Origin of the sequence: Streptomyces laculatispora (assembly GCF_017353455.1) — a bacterium.
In the GTDB taxonomy this organism is placed as follows: Bacteria; Actinomycetota; Actinomycetes; order Streptomycetales; family Streptomycetaceae; genus Streptomyces; species Streptomyces laculatispora.
Genome location: NZ_JAFMPZ010000048.1, coordinates 1 through 2,837, shown reverse-complemented (window position 1 = coordinate 2,837; position 2,837 = coordinate 1). Strand labels below are relative to the sequence as shown.

The following is a 2,837-nucleotide window of genomic DNA, read 5'->3' as shown; positions in this document are numbered from 1 at the left end:
CGCCGGGACGGGCGCGCGAGGCACGACGTACGCGGACCTCGCTGCCGCAGGGGACATCCCGGCCGTCGTCACCGCGCTCGCGGATCCACGAGCCGGACGCCGGGACGAGCTCGCCGCCCGGCACCACGTCCCTCCCGCGCACCGCTACGCCGACTGGCGGGAGCTGGCCGCCGCCCCGCGCCTGGCGGACGTCGTCGTCATCGCCGTACAGGACGCCGAACACCTGGCGGCCACCGAGGCGTTCGCCGCCCGCGGCTACGACATCCTGCTGGAAAAGCCCATGGGGGCGAGCGCCGAGGACTGCGACCGCATCGCGGCCGCCGCCGACCGGGCCGGTGTCACCCTGACCGTCTGCCACGTCCTGCGCTACACGCCTTACACCGTCCGCCTCAAGGCCATCCTGGACTCCGGCCGCATCGGCGACATCGTGAGCGTCCAGCACCTGGAGCCCATCGGCTACTGGCACTTCGCGCACTCCTTCGTACGCGGGAACTGGCGGCGCGAGGACACCTCGGGCTTCCTGCTGCTCACCAAGTCCTGCCATGACATCGACTGGCTCGGCCACCTCGTCGGCCGCCCGGTGCGAGCGGTCTCCTCATTCGGCGGGCTATCCCATTTCCGCGCGGACAACGCCCCGGAGGGCGCCGGGAAGCGGTGTGTCTCCTGCGCCGTCGAACCGGGGTGCCCGTACTCGGCGCGCAAGATCTACCAGATCGGTCTGCGCGAGGGGGGCGTCAAGCGCCACTTCACCAGGATCGCCGCCGATGAGCTCACCGAGTCGTCCGTGGACGAGGCGCTCGCGGACGGCCCGTACGGGCGCTGTGTCTACCAGAGCGACAACGATGTGGTGGATCACCAGGTGGTCAACCTGGAGTACGAGGGCGGCGTGACGGTCTCCCTCACCACTACCGCCTTCACCCCGCTGGAGAGCCGCCACACGAAGATCTTCGGCACGCGGGGGCAGATCACCGGGGACAGCCGGCACATCGAGATCTACGACTTCACCACCGACGAGCGGACCGTCCTCGACACGGACGCCGGCGGGGGCTCCGCCGCGGAGGGGCACGGCGGCGGGGACGCGGGACTGATGTCCGCCTTCGTACGCGCCCACCATGGAGGTCTCCCCGAACTGCTGCTCACCGGCGCGGCCGAGAGCCGCGACAGCCACCGGGTGGTGTTCGCCGCGGAGCGGGCACGGCGCAGCGGGACGGTCGTACGGCTCTGACCCGTGCGCCGCGAGGCAGGGGCGGCGGCGGCGGCTGGCACCAGCGGTCGTGGACCATGCCGTCTCCCAGTTCGTGCCGTCCTCCGACAGCTCGAAGCCGTCCTCCAGGCCGCCGCGTCCAGCCGCCATCCGCAGGGCGGCGACCGGCAGTGCGGCCCGGTGATGGTCGGCCATCGCCCAGCCGACCACCTCCCGCGTCGCGAGATCGATACAGGTCGCCAGATACGGCTTCCCCTCCAGCGTGATCAGTTCGGTCATGTCCCCGACCAGTCGCATCCCGGGGCGGGGCGCGGTGAAGTCCCGGCCGATCAGGTCTGCGGCGAACACCGCCCGCCTGGCTTGTCGGGTCAGGCCACGGCGACGACGCCGGGTGATCCCGGTGATGTGATGGACACGCATCAGCCGCTCGACCCGTTTCCCGTTGACGACCCGGCCGGCCCGCCGCAGGGCCGCGTGGATCCGCGGAGCCCCGTAGGCGCCGCGTGAGCCGGCGTGCAGCACCCCGGATCTCGCCCACCAGCAGCTCCTCGGCCCTCTCCCGCACCGCCCGGGCCGGCCGCGACGCCAGGTGCGCGTAGTAGGTGGAGCGGGGCACTGCCAGCACGCGGCACAGAAACGCAACACTGTGACCTGCAGGATTGCCCTCGCACGCCTTCTCCGCGTCGATGAAGCGGCACCGTGCGGCGGTGCCTACCTCATCTTGTCCCGCGCGAAGTCGGGTGGCCCGGGGGGATTTCGCCCCCGGGCTCCCACAGATCCGTACGTGACCGATTGAGGACGTCGACATCCTCACGCAGCCGGCGGTTCTCCCGCCGCAACGCGGCCAGTTCCTCGCGCTCGCTGCTGGTCAGCCCGTTGCGCTCGCCCGCGTCGACCTCGGCCTGCTTCACCCAGTCCCGCACCGCCGTCTCGGTCAGTTCGAAGTCTCTGGCGACCTGCCCGACCGAGCGGTCACCTCGTCGGCACAGACCGACGATCTCGGCCTTGAACTCCGGCGTGAACGAACGACGAGGGCGGCGAGGCTTCTTCTTCCCCATGCTCTCCACGATGGACATCCTCCCGGGGCAGAACCCCAGATCTCGAATGTCCGTCAAAGCGGATCAAGCCCACCCTCAGGCTGGTCAGCGGGCGAGTACGTGGCCGTCGTGGGGGCGGTGGTCGCGGGAACGGCGGAGGTCGGTGGTGACGTAGGTGCGTTGCAGCCAGCGGTCTGCTCCGTCGTACCGGGGGTGGAAGGCGGTGCGGCCGTGGACGGTGACGCGGTTGTCGATGACGACCAGGTCGCCGGGTGTCAGGCGCAGTGTGCGGGCGGTCGCTTCGCAGGCGCGGCCGAATTCGGTCAGCGCTGCGGTGGCACGGGGGGTGAGAGGGGTGGTGACGAGTTGGGCCATGCGTATGTCGGGATCCTCGACCGCTCCCGACAGCACCGGTCGGGGTTTGACGTCGGGCTTGCTCGTGGCAGTGGCGGGGCCGAAGGAGGGGGGTGGTGTGGTGAGGAACTCCGTTGCGAACAGGGCCTGGCGGCTGGCCGGGGTCAGGAGCGGCAGCGCTTGGCGGATGCCGGCGACGCGCATACCGGCACGTCGGTCGTGGTCGGCGCGCAGGCACAGGA

Annotated in this window: 3 protein-coding genes and 1 pseudogene; 1 reads left to right on the top strand and 3 read right to left on the bottom strand. The window is 71.2% G+C overall.

Features of this window, described 5'->3' with window-relative positions; genetic code table 11:
• Nucleotides 1-1,225, top strand: a 1,225-nt coding sequence (locus J1C73_RS01760) for a Gfo/Idh/MocA family protein (RefSeq protein ID WP_207314752.1), incomplete at its 5' end; no start/stop codon positions are given.
• 369 nt (nucleotides 1,226-1,594) lie between these two features.
• Here the strand turns inward: J1C73_RS01760 and J1C73_RS35840 are convergent.
• From J1C73_RS35840 to J1C73_RS01745, 3 genes and pseudogenes are all read right to left on the bottom strand, one after another.
• Nucleotides 1,595-1,726 (bottom strand): annotated as a pseudogene (locus J1C73_RS35840) (IS3 family transposase); the annotation flags it as partial.
• A 194-nt stretch (nucleotides 1,727-1,920) separates the two neighbouring features.
• Nucleotides 1,921-2,262 (bottom strand): transposase, encoded by a 342-nt coding sequence (locus J1C73_RS01750; protein ID WP_242643569.1) that lies wholly within the window; start codon nucleotides 2,260-2,262, stop codon nucleotides 1,921-1,923.
• A gap of 84 nt (nucleotides 2,263-2,346) precedes the next feature.
• On the bottom strand, nucleotides 2,347-2,837 hold a 491-nt coding region (locus J1C73_RS01745; RefSeq protein WP_207314750.1), incomplete at its 5' end, for a TauD/TfdA family dioxygenase.